The organism is Alteromonas sp. Cnat3-28, assembly GCF_022348265.1.
Classification (GTDB): Bacteria; Pseudomonadota; Gammaproteobacteria; order Enterobacterales; family Alteromonadaceae; genus Alteromonas; species Alteromonas macleodii.
The window spans coordinates 173,776-195,343 of sequence record NZ_JAKREY010000006.1 but is presented as its reverse complement, the minus strand read 5'-3'; the positions used below and the strand labels follow the sequence as shown (position 1 = coordinate 195,343).

At 45.4% G+C, this 21,568-nt stretch carries 20 protein-coding genes; 5 read left to right on the top strand and 15 right to left on the bottom strand.

Translation table 11 applies throughout. The features are described from left to right. Positions 1-47 precede the first annotated feature (47 nt). The 5 genes from MHM87_RS08600 to MHM87_RS08580 all read left to right on the top strand — a co-directional run bounded on the left by MHM87_RS08600 (position 48) and on the right by MHM87_RS08580 (position 4,029). Positions 48-941 carry an A24 family peptidase gene (locus tag MHM87_RS08600; protein ID WP_239258617.1) on the top strand — a complete coding sequence of 298 codons (894 nt, stop codon included), beginning with the start codon at positions 48-50 and terminating at the stop codon, positions 939-941. Between the two features lie 18 nt (positions 942-959). Beyond that, positions 960-1,571 carry a dephospho-CoA kinase gene (gene coaE / locus MHM87_RS08595; RefSeq protein ID WP_239258614.1) on the top strand — a complete coding sequence of 204 codons (612 nt, stop codon included), beginning with the start codon at positions 960-962 and terminating at the stop codon, positions 1,569-1,571. Positions 1,572-1,814: 243 nt separating this feature from the next. Then, complete coding sequence (zapD, locus tag MHM87_RS08590) at positions 1,815-2,567, top strand: cell division protein ZapD (protein ID WP_039227984.1); 753 nt, start codon at positions 1,815-1,817, stop codon at positions 2,565-2,567. A gap of 141 nt (positions 2,568-2,708) precedes the next feature. Continuing rightward, on the top strand, positions 2,709-2,936 hold the full coding sequence (yacG, locus tag MHM87_RS08585) for a DNA gyrase inhibitor YacG (protein WP_014980027.1): 228 nt from the start codon (positions 2,709-2,711) through the stop codon (positions 2,934-2,936). A 220-nt stretch (positions 2,937-3,156) separates the two neighbouring features. After that, on the top strand, positions 3,157-4,029 hold the full coding sequence (locus tag MHM87_RS08580) for an aspartoacylase (protein WP_239258611.1): 873 nt from the start codon (positions 3,157-3,159) through the stop codon (positions 4,027-4,029). 87 nt (positions 4,030-4,116) lie between these two features. On the opposite strand, the gene MHM87_RS08575 is transcribed toward MHM87_RS08580, so the two are convergent. The 15 genes from MHM87_RS08575 to lpxC form a co-directional block, all read right to left on the bottom strand. After that, on the bottom strand, positions 4,117-5,406 hold the full coding sequence (locus tag MHM87_RS08575) for a methyl-accepting chemotaxis protein (protein ID WP_239258609.1): 1,290 nt from the start codon (positions 5,404-5,406) through the stop codon (positions 4,117-4,119). Between the two features lie 9 nt (positions 5,407-5,415). Then, on the bottom strand, positions 5,416-5,784 hold the full coding sequence (locus MHM87_RS08570; protein WP_014950410.1) for a response regulator: 369 nt from the start codon (positions 5,782-5,784) through the stop codon (positions 5,416-5,418). A 16-nt stretch (positions 5,785-5,800) separates the two neighbouring features. Further along, positions 5,801-6,535: a ParA family protein gene (locus MHM87_RS08565; RefSeq protein ID WP_101565582.1), complete on the bottom strand. Its 735-nt coding sequence runs from the start codon at positions 6,533-6,535 to the stop codon at positions 5,801-5,803. After that, positions 6,532-6,789: a hypothetical protein gene (locus tag MHM87_RS08560; RefSeq protein ID WP_110288244.1), complete on the bottom strand. Its 258-nt coding sequence runs from the start codon at positions 6,787-6,789 to the stop codon at positions 6,532-6,534. The genes MHM87_RS08565 and MHM87_RS08560 overlap by 4 nt, the downstream gene beginning before the upstream one ends. Continuing rightward, complete coding sequence (locus MHM87_RS08555; protein ID WP_239258607.1) at positions 6,780-9,395, bottom strand: chemotaxis protein CheA; 2,616 nt, start codon at positions 9,393-9,395, stop codon at positions 6,780-6,782. The genes MHM87_RS08560 and MHM87_RS08555 overlap by 10 nt, the downstream gene beginning before the upstream one ends. Next, complete coding sequence (locus MHM87_RS08550) at positions 9,388-9,765, bottom strand: response regulator (protein ID WP_239258605.1); 378 nt, start codon at positions 9,763-9,765, stop codon at positions 9,388-9,390. The genes MHM87_RS08555 and MHM87_RS08550 overlap by 8 nt, the downstream gene beginning before the upstream one ends. 1 nt (position 9,766) lies before the next feature. Beyond that, positions 9,767-10,621: a protein-glutamate O-methyltransferase CheR gene (locus MHM87_RS08545; RefSeq protein WP_039227968.1), complete on the bottom strand. Its 855-nt coding sequence runs from the start codon at positions 10,619-10,621 to the stop codon at positions 9,767-9,769. Then, positions 10,614-11,255, bottom strand: coding sequence for a HEAT repeat domain-containing protein (locus tag MHM87_RS08540; RefSeq protein ID WP_014950416.1), 642 nt, complete (start codon positions 11,253-11,255; stop codon positions 10,614-10,616). The genes MHM87_RS08545 and MHM87_RS08540 overlap by 8 nt, the downstream gene beginning before the upstream one ends. A gap of 14 nt (positions 11,256-11,269) precedes the next feature. After that, on the bottom strand, positions 11,270-12,307 hold the full coding sequence (locus MHM87_RS08535) for a chemotaxis protein CheB (protein ID WP_131138163.1): 1,038 nt from the start codon (positions 12,305-12,307) through the stop codon (positions 11,270-11,272). 19 nt (positions 12,308-12,326) lie between these two features. Continuing rightward, on the bottom strand, positions 12,327-13,874 hold the full coding sequence (locus tag MHM87_RS08530; RefSeq protein ID WP_039227966.1) for a chemotaxis protein CheW: 1,548 nt from the start codon (positions 13,872-13,874) through the stop codon (positions 12,327-12,329). Between the two features lie 36 nt (positions 13,875-13,910). Then, positions 13,911-15,818, bottom strand: coding sequence for a methyl-accepting chemotaxis protein (locus MHM87_RS08525; RefSeq protein WP_039227964.1), 1,908 nt, complete (start codon positions 15,816-15,818; stop codon positions 13,911-13,913). 375 nt (positions 15,819-16,193) lie between these two features. Continuing rightward, positions 16,194-16,574, bottom strand: a complete 381-nt coding sequence (mutT, locus tag MHM87_RS08520) for an 8-oxo-dGTP diphosphatase MutT (protein WP_239258603.1) — start codon at positions 16,572-16,574, stop codon at positions 16,194-16,196. Next, a complete protein-coding gene (secA, locus tag MHM87_RS08515; protein WP_239258601.1) occupies positions 16,574-19,282 on the bottom strand; it encodes a preprotein translocase subunit SecA in 2,709 nt (902 codons plus the stop codon). The genes mutT and secA overlap by 1 nt, the downstream gene beginning before the upstream one ends. 181 nt (positions 19,283-19,463) lie before the next feature. Then, entirely contained in the window at positions 19,464-20,342 is an 879-nt protein-coding gene (locus MHM87_RS08510) for a M23 family metallopeptidase (protein ID WP_014950422.1), read from the bottom strand. A gap of 208 nt (positions 20,343-20,550) precedes the next feature. Continuing rightward, a complete protein-coding gene (gene lpxC / locus MHM87_RS08505; RefSeq protein ID WP_014980041.1) occupies positions 20,551-21,462 on the bottom strand; it encodes a UDP-3-O-acyl-N-acetylglucosamine deacetylase in 912 nt (303 codons plus the stop codon). Positions 21,463-21,568 lie beyond the last annotated feature (106 nt).

Genomic DNA, 21,568 nt, shown 5'->3' with positions numbered 1-21,568 from the left:
CTCAGCACCAAAAGAACGAAAATCAACAATTATAAGAACCACATACCATGGACGCGATAATTACGCTTAGTCAGCTTTACCCTGCTGTATTCTACTCCCTAGTCTTTTTTGTAAGTTTAATGGTTGGCAGTTTCTTGAACGTGGTGATTTACCGCTTGCCTATTATGATGGAACGCAGCTGGCAGCAAGAGTACCAAAGCTATTTTAGCGAGGGTGCGCCGACACCTCACGATAAAAACTCAACAGCGTCAGAGGAAGTATTTAATCTTGTAAAACCAGACAGCACATGCCCTAGCTGCGGCCACAAGATTCGCGCATGGGAAAATATTCCTGTTATTAGCTACCTATTCCTTAAAGGTAAATGCGCTAAATGCAAAGTTGGAATATCAGTTCGTTACCCGCTGGTTGAATTGTTTACTGCTTTAGCCTGTACGTTTGCGGCCTATCAATTTGGTGTCACATCGCAAGCACTATGGGCCGTATTGTTTACCTACATACTCGTTGCTCTGCTTTTTATTGATTTAGATAAGATGCTATTACCTGACCAGTTAACACTGCCTCTACTGTGGTTAGGGTTACTGTTGAGCACGCAACACATTTTTGTAAGCACCACCGACGCTATTATTGGCGCAGCGGCGGGTTATTTAAGTTTATGGTCTGTTTATTGGCTATTTAAACTTGCCACTGGCAAAGAAGGCATGGGCTATGGCGATTTCAAGCTGCTCGCCGCACTTGGCGCTTATACGGGCTGGCAAGGTTTGCCCATTATTATTTTGCTCTCTTCGTTTGTTGGTGCAATTGCAGGCATACTCATAATGGTGATTCAAAACAAAGGTAAGTCGTTGGCAATTCCTTTTGGTCCCTATCTCGCAGTGGCGGGTTGGCTGACACTGCTTTTTAAAGATGCCATTATTACCACCTATCTTGATTACGTACTTTAGTTAGAAGATACCGGCATTATGAATAAGCAGACCCCCTTTGTAGTAGGCCTTACTGGCGGGATAGGTAGCGGTAAATCTGCTGCCACTGATATTTTTGCGTCGTTAGGCATAGACATCGTGGATGCCGACGAGGTCGCAAGAGATGTGGTTGCCGTGGGCTCACAAGGGTTGCTTCAAATAGCTGAGCATTTTGGCGAGCATATTTTGCTTGAAGACGGTAGCCTTGATCGCGCCGCACTTCGAGAGAAGGTTTTTGCTAACCCAGATGAAAAAACCTGGCTGAACGGCCTTCTCCACCCGCTTATTCGTTCTCGCATGCAACAGCTAATCATGGAATCGACTTCCCCCTATTGCATCTTGTCTGTTCCACTATTGGTTGAAAACAAGCTTACTGAAATGTGTAACCACGTAGTAGTGGTTGACTGCCCTGAAGTGCTTCAGCTTGAACGCGCCTTAAAGCGAGATGGTAGCTCTGAAGCAACGATAAAAAGTATTATGGCGTCACAAGCAAGCCGTAAAGAACGGCTGAGCGCTGCAGACCATGTATTAGACAATAGCACCAGCCTAAACGCCCTCTCTTCGCAAGTTTCGACCTTGCATGAACACTTACTTTTGCTATCTAAAGCGTGAAGTTGATAGACGAAGTTAACGCAAAAACACATCCCTAATAACTAAATTCACCACCTAAACGCAAGGCGTTACAGCCTTACGGATTGATTTTTGAAACTTTTTTGACCAATTAACGTCAAAGTAAAGATTTGGCGAACAAGTATACTTGGCTTAAACGCTTTGATGCTTTAGGCTTGTTGCCTTTCACTGTTCAGCTAAATTTTTAGCGACATTTCTCTAAGTCTATGTGTTTTAAGGGGTTCCATGGGTCACGCTGTTTTCGAATTTCCACTAAAGGAAAAAGTACGTAACTATTTACGTGTTGAGCAGCTGCTTGGACAACTTAAAATTACGGCTAAATCAGAACATACTCATCTGCAGCTGGTGTTCTTTGAACAGCTTTTCGAACTACTTGATCTCATTGAAAGACTGGATCTTCGCTCCGATCTTACCAAAGACCTCGAAGCCCATGAAAAGAACTTGGTTTATTGGTCTAAGCACCCGAAAATTGACAGCACCGCCTTAGAGCAAGCACTAAAAACCGTGCTTACCCTAAAACAAAAGCTAAAAACAGACCGCCGTTTTGGTAGTGCTTTGAAAGAAGATAAACTGCTAAGCGCAATCAGGCAGCGCTTTGCCATTCCAGGTGGCGCGTGCAGCTTCGATTTGCCCAATCTTCATTTTTGGTTACAACAACCCCTTGAACAACGCCTCGCTGAAATAGCGCAATGGCTTGAAACGTTAGCCTTACTCGATGATGCTATTGCTGTTAGCCTGTCGTTCATTCGCGAACGAGGTCAATTTGTCAATGTGGTTGCTGACAACGGTTTTTATCAAGGCGCTGCAGAAGATAAAAACGAGTTAATTCGCGTTAAATGTAGCGTTGATGAAGGGTATTACCCTACGCTTAGCGGCAACAAATACCGTTACGCACTCCGCTTCATGCTATTTTCTCCTCAAGAGGGCCAATCTGGCGCAGTGGAAAGCAGTATTCAGTTTCGTTTAGCTGCCTGTTAAACTTAAGACCTGCTGACGTGTGATGTACCGCAAAGATCAAAAGATCAGCAGGCCAGAGTCTTTAATTTATTATTTCCCGTCTGCGGTAGTATAAGCAAATCGCAAACTTCGCCGTTTAGACGTATTTCACTGGAGTAAATAATGGAAGTGAAATGTCCTATTTGTGCCAAGCAGGTTGTTTGGGCACCAACAAGCGAATATCGCCCTTTTTGCAGTAAAAAATGCCAACTTATCGATTTAGGTGAATGGGCCGCTGAAGACAGAAAAATAGCCGGCAAGCCTGCAGAAGACGCAACGCCCAAGCATATCGATGTTGAAGAGATAGAGGCGATGCTAGCACAGCAAACAGATGACTTCTTTAAGCACTAATACGCGCTGTCTTTCCCCACAATTTGGCAAACACCAGTATTTAGGTAAATTCCACTAAGACGTATTCTCGTACAAAGCGCAGTGGTGTAGTATCGGCTTACTTGATCTCCAAGTCGTGGGTAGATGCGCAGACAGCGAACGAATTAATTCATCACAATATTAATCAATAGCTCGCTGCGCAGCCTTCCTCATCCTCAACCTATACAAAAAAGGAACATGAATGTTTAATTCTATCGCGCTTGTTGGTGGTACTCACGGTAACGAAACCAGTGGTATTCAGCTTATTCGAAACTGGCAACAGCTCGGCCTACCTTCGCGATTTAATGGACTTAATGTTTCATTGAATATTGCCAATGAAGCCGCCCTTGCTGCAAACGTACGATTTGTAGAAGAAGACTTAAACCGACAATTTACGCTTGAGCGTTTGTCGGGCGACAATCCAGCCAAAGAAGCCGTGTTGGCTAAATCGCTTAACAATACGTTTGGGCCTAAAGGTAATTCGAATACGGATTTGGTGATTGATATCCACAACACCACCAGTGAAATGGGTGCCACGCTTATCATTCTAGAAGCGGATGAATTTCATATTCAAATGGCCCGATACGTAAAGCAACAAATGCCAGAAGCCAACATTTTGGTAGAAGACGAAAAGCCCTACCTTGAACATGGTTACCTGTGCACCACTGGTAAGAAAGGTGTAATGATAGAAGTGGGTGGGCAGCCACAGGGCGTGTTAAGAGAAGATGTTTACCTCCTAACACAAACCATGGCTGAAGCAATATTGGATTTTTGTGCCGCGTATAATAAAGGGCAAATCAGTACTGACGCTTTGCCTGCCTGTGAAGCTTTTCGTTTAGGCGATAATGTGTCTTTTCCGTTAGATGCCAATGGAAAACGTACCGCCATGATCCATCATTCACTGCAAGATAACGATTTCAAACCTCTCATACCTGGGGCACCTGTATTTCGGACGTTTGACGGCAAAGATATCGTGTGGGAAAACGAAACTGAAACCTACCCGCACTTTATTAATGAAGCCGCTTATTTCAAACTGGATGTGGCATTTGCCACCGCTGAACGAATAACGCTTTAAGCGTAAGTTATCTTGTTATTTGACTTACCAGCAAAAGAATAACAAAAGCACAGTCAGAAAGGCTATTGGGCCCTGATGGGCCCTCAGCTAAAAGAGTTCTATTTTTGGCTCTCGCGCCTCTTCAAACTCATTTTTCTCTTCTGGTGAAGATTCATTGATGTCAAAGTGGATTTTACGCTGATCTTCCATAACGTATTTTTCAAACATTTCTTTCGTGCTTAAATTAAAAGACTCGTCAAAATGTTCGCGATTATTGATGTAAGACGAGAATTGTCCGAACAAGCTAACAATGGCATCTTGCTCTAACTTCACGTGTTCGGTGCGCTGGCGAATAATATCTTGGAATTGAATTTTGGCTATTGCACCACTCACTTTAGACGCCACTTCTGTCGCGCTTTGTGAAAAGCATGCCAGCATTTTGGGATTGAGTTCTTCTAATACCCGATAGTGGCTCGTAATGTTTTCTAACGATTCAGAAAACCCCGTTAATAGTTCGCACGTATCGTTAGCACGCGTTGAATTAAGCATTTTCTCTCCCTGATGATGCGCGGCATCAAGAGCGGACTTTATACCTGATTCTATTTTTTCAGCCGCATCTGACGACTGAGAAGACAGTATTCGCACTTGTTCTGCCACCACCGCAAAGCCTCTTCCGTATTCTCCTGCTCGAGCTGCCTCGATAGCAGCGTTTAGCGCTAGCAAGTTAGTTTGCGATGCAATATTTTTAACTAACTCCGTCAACTCTTTGAGGTTCTCGACTTCTCGCATTACGCCTTGAATCGCTTCAGTATCTGCAATCTGCTGCTCTCGCTGGGTACTTATCATGGCTTTAATACTCGATAAGCGCTTTGCAGCCAGCTCAAACTCATCGGCGCTTTTTTCTTTGCAGCTAAGCGCGTTCTTCTGCCCTAACTCAACGTTATCTATACTGTCTTGAATGCTACTTTCAATTTCGTACAGCGCCTTCATCAATTCCATCGATGCATCTTCTGTGATAGCGCTTATGCCGTCCATTTGGCCTTTGAGGATGGCTACATATTCACTGACTTGAGCATGTGTTTCGTTGAGTTGATCAGAGGTTTCTTGTAAGTAACTCTCCTGTTTATTAAGACTGGCTTTGAATACGCTTGTTTGCCTATGCGAATACCATGTAATAAAACTCAAGAAACCCAGTATTGTGGCAACGGTACCTGCTTGCCCATTTAATAGCTGTGGCGATATATTCAACGAAATTGCCATGCTCAATATAGACACACCAACCAAACCGCTCCAAAGTAAAAGTGAGTCCTGAACTTTGTTCGTCTTATCCTTAAGCACTTTAAACTTCTCAGCGAGTACCAACTCATAATACTGCTTTGTTTTTTCAAGTACTTTCATAATCTAACCTTATGCAGTTGGCACCAACTGCTTTACTACACCTAATAACTGCTCTGGCTCAACAGGCTTAACAAGCCAACCTGTCGCGCCCGCCGCTTTCGCTTCTTCGCGACGACTCTGTTGAGATTCAGTGGTTAACATCAACATAGGGGTGAACCTGAACTTAGACTGCTGTTTCAACGTTTTAATAAGCTCTATGCCGTTCATACCTGGCATGTTTAAGTCTGTGATAATTAGTTTAGGACTGATTGATTCAAGGGCTGTCATAGCCGCTTCCGCACTCTCTGATTTTGTGACCGTATAGCCCGCTCGTTTTAATAACATTTCCATGCTCATTAACATGGTGGCCGAGTCATCTACTAAGTGTATTGCGCTCATTGCATTACCTCTCGTGTTAGCCAATTAATTGTTTACATAATTCAGTATAGTCATGTGCGCCACGACTGTTAGGAGCATAGGCAAATACAGGCTTATTCTCTGCAAATGCCTCGGCGAGTTTGATGCTCTTTCTAATGGGATTAAGCACTTTGCTTCGTCCATAGCGCCCGTACCAGTTACTTAACTCCTGTCTGTGCAATTTTAGATTTTGTTCTACCATGACGGGTAAAATAGTGAGTTTGGTTGCTCTAAACTTTCGCTCTGCCATTGCATTTCTGCAGGCATTGAGCAGTTTCTGAACACCGTCACTTGCCAGTGGAAGGGGTGTTGCTGGAATAATAATGTCGGTCGCTGCCGATAGCGCAGCCATAAGCTGCGGGCTCAATGTTGGCGGTGTATCAATAAGAACAATATCGAAATGTTTCGTTACCGCTTCCGAGTCGCACCAGTTACGCAATACATCTAGCGTGATTTCTTCATTTGTATTCGCATTACAAGTATCAACATCGGTGGCATATATGTTGTCAGCGCACTTCACAATAGAGGTAAAGAAGGTGTTGAGAGGCAGTTCAGTTATATCACTTTGTTGAACGCATCCTAGTGCTTTTAAGCCATGCATAACATGGCCTTGATTATCAAGATCCAACACAATGACCCGTTTATTCGCTTGTGCGAAGCCATAAGCAAGATTTACCACCGTGGTGGTTTTCGCCGTACCGCCTTTGCGATTAGCTACCGTGATCACTCTCATTCGAACCACACTTTACTCTGCTTGTTTTGGATCATTTCAGTCAGCCAATATAGTGCATCAGCTTCAGGCCACACGCTCACTTTTGGCTTTTTCGCTAGCAATACCTGATACACAGCGGTATGTGCGCTACCTAAGGCTTTTAAATTAACTTGTCGGGAAGTCTCTTCATTCAACCAAGCAAAGAGCGCTTCAGCTTCTTCTATTTCACAGTGCCCGGTCATGACCGCGACTTTCTTTTTGTAAGTTATAGGCATTTTGCTAATACCTCTTGAACGTTGATAATCAATAACACACGCCCGTCGCCAAGCAGCGCCGTTCCCGAAAAGTGAGCGTACCCGGCCAACACGCCTTCAAGCGGTTTTTGAATGACGTCAATCCCTTCGTGAAACTTATCAATGATTAATCCAAACTCTCCCTGAGGCGTTGATACCACAAGAATTGAATGTTCTTCCCTTTCTTCGGCTGCTTCGAACCCTAACGCTTCACGCAAGTCACAAAGAGGTATGAGCTTTTCGCGGATAACCAGTACGTGTTCGTTGCGAATACGCTGGATATCGGCAGTGGGCACTTTGACAGTCTCAACGACGGCATCCATTCCAACGCCAAACATTTGGTCGTTCACTTCGAACATCATTACTCGGTTCACTGACATGGTTTGGGGCAGCAAGAGTTTGAAAGTACTTCCTACTCCCACTTCGCTTTGCATTTCGATCGTGCCGCCAGCCTGGCTAACCATTGTTTTTACCGCATCCATTCCAACGCCGCGCCCAGATAAGTCTGACACTTGCTCAGACGTTGAAAAACCAGCGGCAAAGATTAACTGTAGCGCTTCATTATCATCCAAGTTTTCAAGCTGCGTTTCGCTGATAACCCCTTTTTGAAATGCCAAAAGCTTTATTTTTTGAGGGTCAATGCCTTTACCATCATCGCGAATCTCTATGATTACGCTATCATCAAGCGGCGTTGCGATGAGGTCGATGCGACCTACTTCAGGTTTTCCTGCTGCAAGCCGCTCTGCAGGAGACTCTATGCCGTGATCTATGCTATTTCTTAGCAAGTGAATAAGCGGTTCAGATAAGGACTCAATTAAATTTTTGTCAAACTCGGTATCTTCCCCCTGCATACACAAATCGATTTTTTTATCGAGCTTTCTGGCTAAATCCCGCACTAAGCGAGGGTAGCGTTGAAATACGTGGGAAACAGGTACCATACGAATCTGAAGCACTGCACTTTGGAGCGATTCTGTTAATCGGTTAACAATGGAAAAATGGGCTTTGATTTGCTTACTGAGCTTTCTACTGCCTCCCTCTTCTTCTGCCTGCTTTGCAAGATAAGGCAGAGAATTTTTGGCAACGGTTAGCTCGCCAACAATGTCCATTAAGTAATCTATTTTTGACTGGTCGACCTTGAGCATTTTCACCGCTTGGCGTTCAGCTTTTACAGGAGCAGCTGTGTCTTCTGTCGTTTCTAGTGCGTTAGCTGGCTGTGTAGCCTCAGCTGTCACGTTATTCGACGTTTGTTGCGCTTGCTCGTCATTTACTTGCGCTTGAATTGTTTCCTCATCTAACGCGTTACTAATGGCAACCGCCAGCGCGTCCTCATTTTCAAACTCAGCGCCCAGAATATTACCCACCAGCCCTGCGATAGAAGGAAACATGAACTCAGATTTATAGTTATCCGAATTTAGTAGCGTGAGCTGTTGTGTCAGCATTGCTCGTTCATGCAACGCTAAGTTTTTTGGCTTAGGCGCTTCTCTCTTCGAGTCGCCTGATTCGCTTGCCGAACTATTACTGACTTCAGGAGACGCATTCGTACTGGTGTCTTTACCTGAGCATCCATCCTCTCGAATCTCGTTATTAAGAAAACTCAAATCGTCGATTGAAGATAGCAGGCTCAGCACAGCCCTATTAGCGCTATCATCTTCGCTGTCGTCAAAGTTCAGTGAGGCAAGCAGTAGTCCAGCGCTAGCATGCACTTGGTCTATGTCTGTGTCATTCAGGGCACTGTTTAAGGTTTCGTCGTCGATAGTCTCGACGCACTTTTGAATTTTACCGGTGCATGCAGCTTTTAAGGCTTGAGTGGAAAAACTAACGCAAGAGTACTGCCCCTCGTAATACGCCATATGCTGTTTAATTTCATCTTCGCCGGCAACGCCAAGCGCTTTGATTGAAGTGAAACAGTTATAGATATCTGCATCTTCGCCTAATTCGGGCATTTCAATATCAAACGCCTTTATTCCAGGTAAGGCTACGGTGACATTTATTGGGTCTTCTCCGCGAAAGAAGCAGCCTTCGTCGGGCGTGTACTGAATGAAATAGCAGTCTGGGCCAGTCGCTTTACAAAGTAGGTCTAAGTCGGCGTTTCTACCAAAATTGGCGATCAGTGCTATGTGCTCTTCGCTTAGCGTTTGCGGGTCGGCTATTGGGCTTTCGTTGTTAACGGTGGCGCTGCTTTCATCGACTTCACTCGATGCTGTCGGGTCGATAAAGTGTCTTAATTGAGCACTAAGCTGTGTCGATATTGGTTTCCATTGCTCTACATTCTGAGAACCTACTTCGAGCTCGTCGAACCATATTGAAATTTGGTCTAAGGCTTCAAGCAACAAATCGCCTATATCATCGCTGTAAGTGACCTCGTTAGACCTTACACTATCAAGCAAATCTTCTGCTGCGTGAGCCAAGCGAGTCAAAGGTTTAATATCAAATAAATCAGAAGAACCTTTAATGGTGTGCAGGTCGCGAAAAATTTTGTCCACACGCTCAGAAGCTGGGCCCGACGACTGAATTTCTAAAAGCTCTTGGCTCGCCGACTCTAAATTCTCCCGGGACTCGCCAATAAACACATCAAGTAATTCACTCATTGGCTTCCCCCCCAATCACTGCACTTACTACTGACTTCAACGTGTCTGCATCCACAGGCTTCGTCATGTAATAGTTTGCTCCACATTGATAGGCTCGCTCGGCATCTTGATTAGCCGACTCGGTACTTATCATGATAATGGGGACCGCACGTAGTGCCTTATTGAGCCGTATTTCCTTACATAGCCTATAACCGTCCATCTTTGGCATGTTCACATCAACAAGGAACAAATCCACATTTGTACCTATAGCTTTCTCAAGCGCTTCTACACCATTCTCCGCCTCTTCGATAATTCTGTCTGGCGAAGTCACCAGCATTTTGTGGAACATTCTTACCGTAGAGGCATCATCAACAATCATTACTGTTTTCATGTTATGCCCCTCCTGTAAGTGGCTTCTGGTAAGCAATCACATCACCGAATTTGCGTACTTTAAACATAGACGAAATACGGCTCATAGATTCGCTGTGCCCTAAAAAAATGTATCCACCTGGTTTCATCGCATCAAAGAGTACCTGCGCCGCCTTCTTACGCGATTCATCATCAAAATAAATGAGCAAGTTTCGGCAAAAAATGAGGTCAAAATGCCTAAACTGCTTCATATTATTTGCGGATAAAATATTCGCGAGCGTAAAGGATACGGACTCACGTATGTCATCACTAAGCTGGAATTGCCCATTGATTTCTTTGAAATACTTCTTCACCAGCGGGAGCGGAATGTTCTGAACAGAGCGCTTGGAATAAAGCCCTTTTTTTGCTGATGCCAGCACGTTGCTGTCAATATCAGAAGAGATGAGCTCTACATCTCTGTGCGCCAACCCTTTCCAATACTCGATAAGATATATCGCTATTGAGTATGGCTCTTCGCCCGTACTTGAGGGTACTGACCAAATGCGCAAATCTTCTCCGGCAGGACGATAACCGTCTAACTCATCCATTATTTCTCTTGTCATCGCTTCAAATTGATATTCTTCGCGAAAGAAATACGTTTCATTGACAGTCATTGAATTCACGAGGTTTTGAAATTCTTCACCTGACGCTTGGAATCGCATGTAAGTGAAGTAACCTTTAAAGCTCGTATGACCTGTAGCCTTCATGCGTTCATGAAGACGTTTGTCTACAAAATAGCGCTTCGAGTCTTCGAAATGGATCCCGGTTTTTCGGTAAAACATAGAGCGAAACCGTTCGAAATCGGCAGCACCTATTTTGTCTAGTGCTACACTATTCATCGGCGTTTCTCACTTGATTACGAATTAGTGAAATAACAAACTGAATGTAGTTATGATTCGGAAATCGGCTTTCAACAGTTTGCAAAATATCCAAAGTAGACACATCAGCAATTTCAGCCAGTTTGTCCAGTGCAGTACCCACAACGTTTTCATTGTCGTCATTTAGAGCGAATTGGTGCAGCCAGTTCACAGCATCTATGTGAGCAACCGCACCTATAATGTCTACGCAGAAAATACGGGTGTCAGGGTCCTCGTCGTGCATGAGTAAATTGACATTCGCAGCAAAAATATCAGGGTTTTGCTGCATAAGCTCAATAGCCCCATTTCGCAATTGCACGTGTTCGCTTTTAAGCATGGTAATAACCTGCGAGGCATGACTTTGAGTCATATCATGCTCGAGCGCGCTAAATAAGGCCTCGATCACTGTTGGGTCATCTTCTTGTGGCAATCGATATATAAAGGCGTCGTGCGCATCTTTTTGGCCACTCAAATCTCTTACTGCCCACCGGCGCACATCACTGTCGCTCGAGTTTAGGTCGCTAATGAGTTGCTCTTTCGTTCGAGGGTGTTCGCGCTTTTCCTCAAAGTCATCGGAAACATCGGCAATAGGTTCTACTTTCTTCTTGAGACCCATAATTACTTCTCCTCTTAACGACAAAGCGCGTTCAATTTAGATGCGACTTTGGGACTATCTAGTACGAAGCTGGCGCAACCCGCTTCAATAAGCTCTTTTGGCATACCGAAGACAACTGAGGTCGCCTCACTCTCTGCGATCGTTGTCGCACCTTCTTTAAACGCTTTGCTCATAGCGGCAACACCATCACACCCCATTCCGGTCAGCTGTACGCACAGCATAGAAAGTGGCTTGTAGCAGTTAAGTGCGCTGTCTACCATACGATCCACACTTGGATGCCACAGAAAACTTGGGCTTGATGGCACAGGGCGCGCTGAGACTTCACCGCCGATTTTTGAGAAGGCAAGATCAGCATCCCCTTTTGCAAGATAAACATTGCCAGCCTTTATGGGCATCTTCGCATTCACCTCAACCACGTTGAGCGGACTGATTCCGTCCAAGCGCTTAGCCAGCGCACTGGTGAAAGAGGCTGGCATGTGCTGTGAAATAACGATAGGAATCGGAAATGCGGGGCTTAAGTTAGCTACCAGGTGTTCAAGCTTTTTGGGACCACCAGTGGAAACGCCTACCAGAACGACTTCAAAGGGTACGCTCGTTTTGTGGCGAACAACTTTTTGTGTCACGACTGGGGGCGGTTTAATTGTAGGACGCTGTGGTTTGCCAGTTTTGGCTAGGGCGTGAATTTTGTTTATTAAAGGCGCCTCTAAATCTGAAATATCCCGCGAAACAGTGCCCCCTGTTTTTAACACAAAGTCACTTGCGCCAAGCGCGAGTGCCTCTAGGGTAATGGTGGCTCCCTTTTGCGTAAGCGAAGACACCATGATAATAGGACAAGGATAAAGTTTCTTGAGCATCGCCAGACACGTCATGCCATCCATTACCGGCATATTAATGTCCAGTGTTATACAGTCTGGCTCGAACTCTACAGCTTTAGTTAGCGCTTCTTCGCCGTTACGTGCTACTTGAACAATAAAGCCCTCTTTCTCGAAGAGTTGCGTGAACAGCTTTCGCATTAACGCGGAATCGTCGACGATAAGTACTTTTACTGTCATAAATAACCTCGAATATTAGCTAGCATTGCTCTTGAGCTTTAGATACCGCATTGTCATCGAGCAAGACTTTGGGCTCGATAATTTGAATAATGCGTTTTTCATCATTCAGCTTAATCAGGCGGTTTAAGAACTCAGATTGCATCTCAGAAAGAGAAGGCGCTTCTTCAATAGTCTGTCTAACGACGGTCTTCACTTCGGCAACACCATCAACGATGAACCCGGTACGCTGTTTATCTTTAGTAAGAACAACGATGCGCTGACGCTCTGACGTTTCGCTGCACGGCATACCTAAGCGGCTGCGCAAGTCGATAACCGGCAACACCGTACCGCGAAGGTTAACAATGCCTTTCAGGTAATCTGGCGTACTCGGCACACTTTCAAGCTTTTCAGGTACTCGAGTAATCTCTTGCGTATCGTCAATGCTTACACCGTATTCTTGCCCATTAATCCAAAAGATGACGTATTGCTCGCAGTCATCTTCATCAATTGCTAAATCGTTGCCATCATTCATTTGAGACTCCTGCTGAATATCGGCATCAAGACTGGTTAAAGCGCTCATCAGCGCACGGCTGTAGATGTTAGAAAGGTTGATAATAGACACCAGACGTTTGCCGCCATCGCTGCGGTAGACCGCTTCAAGCAGCCCCGATTCCGCGCCGTCATTACATACCGAAGGAACAGATTCCAGTTCAGCTTCAGAAATAGACACCACATTACTGACTTTGGCTACCACAAAGCCAACGCTACCAAACTCACTGTTTTGTGTTACTACAATGCGCGATGCTTCGTTAATTTCAGTGCGCATCATGCCAATGGAGTTCGACAAGTCGACAATGGGAATGATGCGGCCGCGCAGATTGACCAGCCCCAAAACAGAAGGTGCACTATCCGGAAGTTGCGATATCTCTGCGGGAACACGCACAATTTCTTCTACATCTTGAAGGTGAAATGCGAACTCTTGTTCCTCTAGTGAGAAGCACACTAACTGCTGTAAATTTTCGTCCTCTTGAGAATCTTCAGGCGCATCGTTATCAATATGCTGCATTCCCGACAGCTGCATAGTATTGCCATCTTGCTTGATGACTGCCTGTGCTTTTGCAAGCGCAGAAACATCAAGGATTTGCTCTACAGGCTGGTCGCTTTGTTTAATGATGCCCTGCATATAGTCGTAGGCGATAGAATCCGTCATTGAGGTTTTATCGATAACAGCATCGCTGCTAACACTGTAGACGCGCAGTACTCTGTCTACCAGAAATCCTACGCTACCAAGCTCAGACTCCACTACAACTACGCGGGTAACGTCACTCTCTTGTGACTTCGCTCCAAGTAAGATTGTGCTTAAGTCATACACGGGCAATACGTTCCCACGTAAGTTTGCTAAGCCAATCATTTGTGCGGGACCAAGGGGGACAGACACCATAGTCGGTACGCGAATGATTTCGCCCACCGCAAGCATAGGAAAAGTGAAACGCTCCTCGTTGACCATGAAGGACACGAACTGTTGTTCACCACCTGACATTGGCTCAGTTTCGTTTGCGGTCTCGTTGTTCGTATTTTCGTTACTCATGAGGCAAGCTCCTCTATTAGACACAAGCGCTATGGATTAGCCGTTTTGCATTTCGTCAGCCACTGAAGCAATTTCTTCAATGGACTTGGCCAACACTTCCATGCCTTTACTTTGCTGGTCTGCTGCGTTAAGTGCCTGCTGACAGTTACTGCTCGCTTGCTCATTTGCCGTCGCAATTTGCTCTAGTCCCCGCTGGGCCTGTGTAACACCCGCGGCAATTTCTTCACCCCGCTCTTTCATTGCCTGGTTATATTGCACAACTTCGTCGATATCAGTCGCAATTTGCTCGACATCTTGCGTCGTTTGCTTCGCTTTCATGACCTCTCTAGATGCACTTTCAGCAACATTAGTTAAGTCTGTTTTTACGCTCATTGTCTGGTCTTGAATGGCTTTGATGAGGTCTTTTATCTGCTCTACATTTTCAGCAGCTTCATCTGCTAGGCTTTGAATATCTGCAGACACGACCGCAAAACCTTTGCCATACTCACCTGCTCGCGCCGCTTCTACTGCGCCGTTGACTGCCAACATGCTGGTTTTCACTGATACCGTGGTAATAGTGTCGATAACCTTGTCTATTTGGCGCGTCATGACTTCCATCTCACTAATAGCACTCACATTTTCTTTGCTAGTTTCAAGCGCCAGATTTATGCCGCTAACCATTCCCTCAATCAGCGCACGGTTTTCTTTAAGTAATCCAGTAATAGCATTGCCTTTCTCTAACGCTACATCACACTGCGCTGAGGCTTTATCAACACCTTCTCTTAACAGGTCGATATTTCCCACGGCTTGGTCGACAGAGCTTGCTGCCTGCTGCGAACCGTTATTCACTTGAGTCAATGCCGTCATGATTTCACTGGATGAGCGATTGATTTCTTCAAGGGTTGCTGACAACTCTTCAGCTGACGATGCCACCTCTTCTGCGCTCTTGTTAATGTCTGTGCTGTTTTTCAGCTCTTCGGTGATTATTTCTAGTGACTGTGCAGCCTGTTCAGCTTGAGACAAAGCCACGCTCTGCTCAGAGACATTAGATGACACTTCCTGGGCAGCGGTTGACTGCTCGTCGGCCGCGCACGAGATTGCTTCTGAACCAGTTTGAATTTCTTTAGCCGCTGCATCCATCGATTTGACTTGTGCCTGTAGTTCACCCGCACCGTCAGCAATGCTCTGCATGTCTGATTTTATGGTGATAAGTTGCTCGGTAACCGCTTGACCTTTGGTCACTTCCTCAAGCGCCGCTTGCGATGATGATTTAACGGCATCAGAGACACTGTTAGATTGCTGTTGAATACGCTCTATCTGCTTAGCTATATCTGCAGCACTTTTGTCTGACACTTCTGCGAGCGCGCGAACCGTATCGGCGACTACAGCAAATCCCTTTCCGTGCTTACCAGCCCGTCCCGCTTCAATAGCAGCGTTAAGCGCTAGCAAGTTCGTCTGATCGGCAATGCGGGTCACTTGTTTGACAGCTTCGCCGATGTTTGATGCTTGTTGCTCTAACTCGCTCATCATTACTACAGAGCGTGATTGATGCTCAGATGCGGTTTTAACGCTGGTCATCATGGTGCTTAAATCACCGACAACGCGTTCAAGATAGGTTTGAAGCTCGTTGGTTTTGTCCATTGTCGAGCCTGCCAGTTCAAGCTGTGCAACAAGACCACCTGAAATCTGTGTGATAGCCGCTAAGCTTTCTTGGCTGGCACTGCTTGATTCTTCAGCGCCCGCCGCTATTTCGTTAACTGCAGTGGATAACTGATCGGTTGCGCTTGAGGCCTGATTTATACCACTTGCTAATTCAGTCGTGGCGGAAGCAACGCGCTCTGCGGCTTGCTGCTGCCTCGCGAGTGTTCTTGCTTTGCGGCGCTCCTCTTCCGCTTCTTTACGCATCTTTGCATCAACTCGCACTGCTGGTGCGACTGTTTGTTCGGTAGATTTTTTGAGCGCCATAAGTAACCTCGATATGTGAATGGCTGTAAAAACACTATTCAAATATCGTTGAGAACCGGGCGCATTAATGTATTAAACGAAATACGTTTGTATGAAGAGAGGCACGTTGTTTCCGTAGAAACATAATTCAACGGCAAAATGGCGCAAATGTCATAAATGACACTTTTTTTACATATCAATATAAAATCAAAAACTTATATACGTGTGTTCTAGAAAGATGATGCTAGCGACTTTGTCAAAGTACAATAGTCTAATGCGCTTCTGAGGATTGAGATTAATTTTTAAAAAAATTACCGAGGAATTAGCAACTTATACTTAGGTATAAGAAAAAAGCGGCTGAACGCCGCTTCACTTTGTACGGTGGATAACGCAGAACTATTGTAAAGCGTTAATTATGGGAACGTTTGCTTCAGGAAAGTCAGAGGCGTTTAGTGACGTTACCTTGACCCACCGCGACTGTTGGCCTTCTCTGCCGTGCGGCTCGCCGGTAAAATCACACACGCGATGAACATCTAGTTTAACTTGCTTGTCGCCGTAATCATGGGTGATCACAATCACAGGCTCGCTGCGGTTCACAATAATCCCAACTTCTTCAGCAAGCTCTCGCTTCAGCGCCTGTAGAACGGCCTCACCGTCTTCTACTTTGCCGCCGGGAAATTCCCATTTTCCGCCCTGATGAACATTGTCAGGGCGAAGAGTAATGAATATTTCATCGCCGCGGGCGATAACGCCCACAGCAACATGTACTACTTTCATTACTTAAGCTTGCCGTGACACTGCTTATACTTTTTACCAGAGCCACAAGGACATGGGTCATTACGGCCCACTTTCGCACCTTCGCGAACTTGCGTACGTACTTTGTCACTTGCCTCTTCTGGCGTTGCGTTCGCTTCTTCGTGCTCGAAGTTCTTAGGCACATCGTCAGCTTGACGACGTTGTTCTTCTACTTTTTGCACGTCTTCTTCAGCTTGTACTTTTACACGCGCAAGAATAGTGATCACTTCAACTTTAAGCGCTTCTAACATTTGTGAGAACAAAGCAAACGACTCACGCTTGTATTCTTGCTTAGGATTTTTCTGCGCATAGCCGCGTAAATGAATACCTTGGCGCAGGTGATCCATTGCCGCCAAATGCTCTTTCCAATGGCTGTCTAGGTTTTGAAGCATTACCGCTTTTTCAAACTGGCGCAGTACCTGCTCGCCCACTACCGCTTCTTTCTGCTTATAAGCATCAACGACTTCGCCAAGAATGCGCTCGCGAAGCTTCTCTTCGTAAAGTTTGTCGTCATTTTCAAGCCAGGTCTTGATTGGCAAGTCTACGGCGAAATCGGCACGCATGCGCTCTTCAAGTCCGCTTACATCCCACATTTCTTCTAGAGACTGTGGCGGAATGTACTCATCGACAACACTTGAAATAACGTCTTCACGAATAGCCGCGATAGTCTCGCTAATATCGCCTTCATCAAGAAGCTCATTGCGCTGCTCGTAGATGACTTTACGCTGGTCGTTGGCCACATCATCGTATTCAAGCAACTGCTTACGAATGTCGAAGTTACGACCTTCTACTTTGCGCTGTGCATTCTCGATGGCGCGAGTTACCCACGGATGCTCAATGGCTTCACCGCGCTCCATACCTAAACGCTTCATCATGTTGCCCATTTTTTCAGAGGCAAAGATACGCATAAGTGCATCGTCTAATGACAGGTAGAAACGGCTTGAACCGGGGTCACCCTGACGGCCTGAACGACCGCGAAGCTGGTTATCAATACGGCGAGACTCGTGACGCTCTGTACCAATAATGTGTAAACCACCTGAGGCAAGCACAGCGTCATGGCTTTCTTTCCATTCGGCTTTGATCTTCTCGATTTGCGCTTCAGTTGGATTTTCAATCTTTTCTACTTCTGCCTGCCAGTTACCACCTAACACGATATCGGTACCACGACCTGCCATGTTAGTCGCAATCGTAACCGCGCCTGGCTTACCAGCCTGAGCGACGATATCTGCTTCGTGTTCGTGGAACTTGGCGTTTAGTACCTTGTGAGGAATCTTCGATTTCTTAAGAATGCGAGAGATGAGCTCTGAGTTCTCGATAGAAACCGTACCTACAAGGGTAGGCTGACCGCGTTTTACGCAATCTTTAATATCTTCAACAATGGCTTCGTACTTTTCTTCTGCCGTTAGGTAGATGAGGTCAGCCATGTCTTTACGCTGCATAGGACGGTTAGTTGGGATAACTACCGTTTCCAGGCCGTAAATATGGTTAAATTCGAAGGCTTCTGTATCTGCTGTACCTGTCATACCCGCAAGCTTGTTATACAAGCGGAAATAATTCTGGAAGGTAATTGACGCAAGGGTTTGGTTTTCGTTTTGAATACGAACCCCTTCTTTCGCTTCTACAGCTTGGTGCAGACCTTCAGACCAGCGACGGCCTTCCATCGTACGGCCGGTGTGCTCGTCAACAATAACGATTTGGTCTTCTTTAACGATGTAGTCTACGTCTTTAGCAAACAACTTGTGTGCACGAAGCGCAGCGTTAATATGGTGAAGCAGTGAAATATTACCTGCAGCAAACAGCGACTCGCCTTCAGGCAGCATGCCCTCTTGTTGAAGAATTTCCTCAACGTGAATTTGACCGCGCTCGGTAAGATGAATTTGTTTTGCCTTAAGGTCAATCGTGTAGTCACCATCGCCCTCTTGGCCTTCTTCATCCTCTTTTTCTTGCTGAACAAGTTTAGGAATAATGGTGTTGATGCGGCGATACAGCTCTGAGCTATCTTCGGCCTGACCAGAAATAATAAGTGGTGTACGGGCTTCGTCGATAAGAATTGAGTCAACCTCATCCACTACCGCATAGTTAAGCGGGCGCTGTACGCGGTCTTGTGGGCTAAATGCCATATTGTCACGAAGGTAGTCAAAACCAAATTCGTTGTTCGTACCATAGGTTACGTCTGCTTGGTAAGCTTCACGCTTTTGCTGCGGCGACATACCAGGCACGTTACAGCCCACACGCATACCTAGGTAAGTAAATAACTGGTTACTCCACTCAGCATCACGACGAGCAAGGTAATCATTCACAGTAACAACGTGAACCCCTTTGCCAGACAAAGCATTAAGGTAAGTTGGCAAGGTAGCAGTTAGCGTCTTACCTTCACCCGTGCGCATTTCTGAAATTTTACCTTGGTGAAGTACTTGACCACCTAGCATCTGAACGTCGAAGTGACGCATGCCGTATACGCGTTTACTTGCTTCACGCACAGTAGCGAAGGCTTCTACAAGAATATCGTCAAGGGTTTCACCCTTTTCAATACGCGCTTTAAATTCGTCTGTCTTAGCCTTTAGCGCCTCATCGGAAAGCTTTTCAAATTCTGCTTCCAGTGCATTGATGGCATCTACGTTTTTGCGTAATTTTTTTAATAGTCGGTCGTTTCTACTACCGAATACTTTTCGAAGGATGCTTGAAAACATTAGCTTTATTATTCCACTACTTGTCGAGGCGCCGCACAATGTGCACAGCTAAATTAAACGTATAAAACACAACGGTAACCACGTTGTGTTTTGCGATGTTCTAAAATTATGCTTCTTCGTTTTAGATGACTTTTAATTAATAAAGGCACCGTCTACGAGAATTACCTGGCTGCTACCTATGCTACTTTTTGTAGACAAAAGGCAGAGGATCGACTTGTTTTCCGTTTCTTATTACTTCGTAGTGAACATGAACGCCCGTTGAGCGCCCCGTATTGCCCATTTTAGCGATAGGTTCCCCTTTGGTTACCACGTCGCCTATTGAGACAGTAAGGGTGTCGTTATGCCCATAGCGGGTAACAAAACCATCACCGTGATCAATTTCTACAAGTTGGCCATAGCCGTAGCGATCACCAGCCCAGGTCACAATACCTGCGGCAGTTGCCACTACGTTTTCCCCTGCCTTACCAGCGAAATCTAGCCCTTTGTGCATAGTTGGTTCGCCAGTAAACGGGTCGGCCCGCATACCATAATAAGAAGACAACCACCCTGACTCTATCGGACGACCAGATAATTGGCTCTGTTCGTGGATATGGTGACCCCTGACCAAACTTTCAAGCATAGACAACTGTTGAGACTTCAAATCGAGTGATTGCTCTAGTTTGGCTATTTCGTGAAGGATGGGATCGTCTTGAAGGTTATCCGGTATCGATACCGGTACGAAAGCGTCCAGGTCAGCCGCTGACATACCTAATTCTGTTGCGATTTGCTTACCTTTCTCGTCCAGCAATGTAGCCTGCGCAGATAACTCTGCGACGTGAGAAAGCAAAGCTTGTAATTTGACCGTTGTTTGCTGTTTTAACGCTTCAACGTCTTTTTGTCGTTCGTTGACTTCAGTCTGCGCCAAACGAACTCGTGCAATATCTTCTGATACCGATTCTGTTGAACGGCTCGACACTAGCATAAAAATAGACGAGAGCACGGTTGCGCTCACAAGCGTACGGACACTAATACTGTGCCTATAGCGTTTATTTTTACCAGCGAGTGTAATTGTTAGTTTCATACCACGAAGAAAATTGCTGTTTCACGCCACTCTTTTCATACCACTTCATACCACGATGAATGTGTTTTTAGCCAAAGGCGACAACCTTCGACCTATCGTTTTTATGTCACATGGGTGAAATTTATATTAATTATTCGGCTACTGTATCATTTATTTCAGTAATTGCCATACGAAAAAAAGCCGCCCGTAAGGCGGCTTTTTAAAATTCTTACGCTAATGCGGGCTGAGCATAACGAATTGGTGCTGTTTCCTGCGAGTCGTAGGTTACGAACTCCCAACACTCTTTTTGCGCAAGTACTGCATTTAATAGCTTGTTATTCAGACCATGGCCTGTTTTGTACGCACGCAATTCACCAATTAGACTATGGCCACCAAGATATAAGTCACCGATAGCATCCAAAATCTTATGCTTTAAGAACTCATCGTCGTAGCGCAACCCTTCAGGGTTGAGTACGCGGAATTCGTCCAACGCCACTGCGTTTTCCATGCTGCCACCCAACGCTAGGTTGTTAGCATTCATGTACTCTAAGTCGCGCATAAAACCAAAAGTTCGTGCACGGCTAACTTCGCTTACATATGAACATGAATCAAAATCCATCACCATATGCTGACGAGTTTGACTGATCACAGGATGATCAAAGTCAATTTGGAAATCGACGCGGAAACCGTCATAAGGCACTAATTCGGCCCACTTATCGCCATCTTCTACACGAACTGGCTTTTTAATACGAATAAATTGCTTAGGCGCGTTTAGCTCTTCGATACCGGCAGATTGAAGCAAGAATACGAACGGGCTAGCACTTCCGTCCATAATTGGCAGCTCGTTACTGTCTACTTCAACAATAATATTGTCGATACCTAAACCTGCAAGCGCAGACGCTAAGTGTTCTACCGTTTGGATAGTCACACCGTCTTCGTTATTTAGGCACGTACACAGCATGGTATTACCTACCGCGTTCGCACGCGAAGGTATGTCAACATGTGGTTCAAGGTCAACACGCCTAAACACGATACCCGTGTTTGCTGGCGCAGGTCGGAGAGTCATTGTGACCTTTTCCCCTTTATGAAGCCCAATTCCGGTCTCTTGTACCGATTGCTTGATTGTACGTTGTCTAATCATCTGCTTAAGCTTTTACCTATTAAAAAAAGCGGGCGCGAATTATAGTGAGTTATTACTCACATGTCAAAAAACACCCGTTCTGACGGATTTAACTCTGTCAGATTAC